Source organism: Thermoanaerobaculia bacterium, assembly GCA_035260525.1.
Taxonomy (GTDB): Bacteria; Acidobacteriota; Thermoanaerobaculia; order UBA5066; family DATFVB01; genus DATFVB01.
The window spans coordinates 1-2,414 of the sequence record DATFVB010000171.1 but is presented as its reverse complement, the minus strand read 5'-3'; the positions used below and the strand labels follow the sequence as shown (position 1 = coordinate 2,414).

Here is a 2,414-nt window from a genome sequence, read left to right as displayed (position 1 = left end):
TTCAGATCGACTCGGAAGCGCGGCGAGGCGCGAGCCCGCCGGGATGCGGGTGGCCGGCCGGCGCCTAAGGCGTACCGACGAGCGTACGTCGTGGCGACGGCCGGCGGCACGCGCCCGGCCGGCTCGATGCATCCGCCTTCGCTGAAGCTTCGGCGCAACAAGTCGCCGCGCCTGCCTAGCCCTGCCAGGGGCCGCAACGCAACTCAATTCAGATCGACTCGGAAGCGCGGCGAGGCGCGAGCCCGCCGGGATGCGGGTGGCCGGCCGGCGCCTAAGGCGTACCGACGAGCGTACGTCGTGGCGACGGCCGGCGGCACGCGCCCGGCCGGCTCGATGCATCGCCGCGCCTGCTGCTGCTAGCCCGCGGAACGGGCGAGCAGCTCCTGATCCCGATACTGCAGCCGATACAGCTTCGCATACAGCCCGCCGCGATCGAGGAGCTCCGCGTGCGTGCCGACCTCGCGCACCTCTCCCTTGTGCAGCACGACGATCCGCGACGCCTGCCGGATCGTCGACAGGCGGTGCGCGATCACGAGCGACGTCCGCCGCGCCAGCAGCCGCGCGAGGCCGTCGCGGATCTCCATCTCGGTCTCGGTGTCGATGTTCGCCGTGGCCTCGTCGAGGATCAGGAACTCCGGATCGAACGCGAACGCGCGGGCGATCGAGATCAGCTGCTTCTGGCCGGCCGAGAGCCCTCCCCCGCGCTCCTGCAGCACGGTGTCGTACCCCCGGGGCAGCCGCTCGATGAATCCCGCGGCGCGCGCCTCCTCCGCGGCCCGGCGCACCTGCGCGTCGGTGATCGCGCGGTTGCCGAGACGGATGTTGTCGGAAATCGAGCTCGTGAAGAGGAACGGGTCCTGCAGAACGATGGCGAACCGTGAGCGCAGGTCCGCGAGGTCGAAGCGCCGGACGTCCTCGCCGTCCACGCGCACGACGCCGACCCCGGCGTCGTAGAACCGCAGGAAGAGCGACGCGATCGTCGTCTTTCCGGCGCCGGTGTGCCCGACGAGGGCCAGCCGCTCTCCCGGCCCGGCCTCGATCGACACGTCCTTCAGGACCTCCTCCCCCCGCGCGTACGCGAACCAGACCCGTTCCATCGCGAGCCGCCCCTCGCGCGGCGGCCGGACCGGAGCGGCGGGAGAAGCGATCGCGGCCGGCGTGTCGAGGAGCCGGAAGATCCGTTCCGAAGAGGCCATCGCCGCCTGGAGGATGTTGTACTTGTCCGAGAGGTCGGCGATCGGCCGGAAGAAGCGCTGCGCGTACTGGATGAACGCGACGAGGACGCCGATCGAGATCGCCCCGCGGATCACCCCGCTTCCGCCGACGCCGATGATCAGGGCGAGCCCGAGCGCCGACAGGAGCTCGACGCCCGGGTAGAACACGGAGTAGTAGAAGATCGCGCGGATGTACGCCTGCCGGTGCGCGTCGTTGATGACCGAGAAATCCCGGCGCGCGCGCTCCTCCCGGTTGAAGAGCTGGACGACGGGCATCCCGGTGATGTGCTCCTGGAGGAACGCGTTGATCCGCGCCAGACGCACGCGGATGTCGCGGTACGTCTCCCGCGACCGTTTCCGGAACCACGCCGTGAACGCGATGATGAGCGGGAGGGTCAGGAACGTGACGAGCGCGAGCAGCGGGTTCAGCAGGAAGAGCGCCGCGACGATGCCGGCGAGCGTGAAGACGTCGCCGACCATCGCGACGATTCCCGACGTGAAGAGCTCGTTCAAGGCGTCGACGTCGCTCGTGAGCCGCGTCATCAGGCGGCCGACCGGATGGCGGTCGAGGTAGCCCACGTCCGCCCGCTGCAGGTTCTCGAAGATCTCCGCCCGAAGGTCGTACATGATCCGCTGCCCCATCCAGTTCACGATCCAGACCTGCGCGTACGTCAGGACGAACGAGAGGAGGAGCGACGCGAGGAACGCGGCGGCGAAGAAGTCGACCCCGGCGCGCCCGGCCAGCGACACGTGGAGGCGCGAGGCCACGGCCGCCGCCGCGCGGCCGATGAAGGAGGACCCGCTCCCGGGGCGCGGCGCGATCGAGATGTCGAGCGCCGCGGCGGTCAGCGCCGGGCCCATGAGCTGGAAGAGCGACCCGAGAAGGATCAGCACGACTCCCGCGATCAGGCTGCCGCGGTAAGGCCGGACGTAGCGGAGGAGCCGCCGCGCGAGGCGCGCGTCGTAGGCCTTTCCGAGGACCTCCTCCTCGTGCGGCGAGGCGGCGCTCATGCGGACTCGACCTCCTCCTCGAGCCGCTGGCGGTCCCACATCGCCGAATACACGCCGCCGCTTTCCACGAGCTCCGCGTGCGTGCCGCGCTCGACGATGCGCCCCTCGTCGAGAACGACGATCTCGTCGGCGTCGCGAAGCGACGAAAGCCGGTGCGCGATCAGGAGCGTCGTCCGGCGGCGGACGACG

At 70.6% G+C, this 2,414-nt stretch carries 2 protein-coding genes; both read right to left on the bottom strand.

Features of this window, described 5'->3' with window-relative positions:
• Positions 1-356: 356 nt before the first annotated feature.
• On the bottom strand, positions 357-2,225 hold the full coding sequence (locus tag VKH46_08375) for an ABC transporter ATP-binding protein (protein ID HKB70843.1): 1,869 nt from the start codon (positions 2,223-2,225) through the stop codon (positions 357-359).
• Positions 2,222-2,414, bottom strand: a 193-nt coding sequence (locus VKH46_08370; protein HKB70842.1) for a metal ABC transporter permease, incomplete at its 5' end; no start/stop codon positions are given. The genes VKH46_08375 and VKH46_08370, both read right to left, overlap by 4 nt.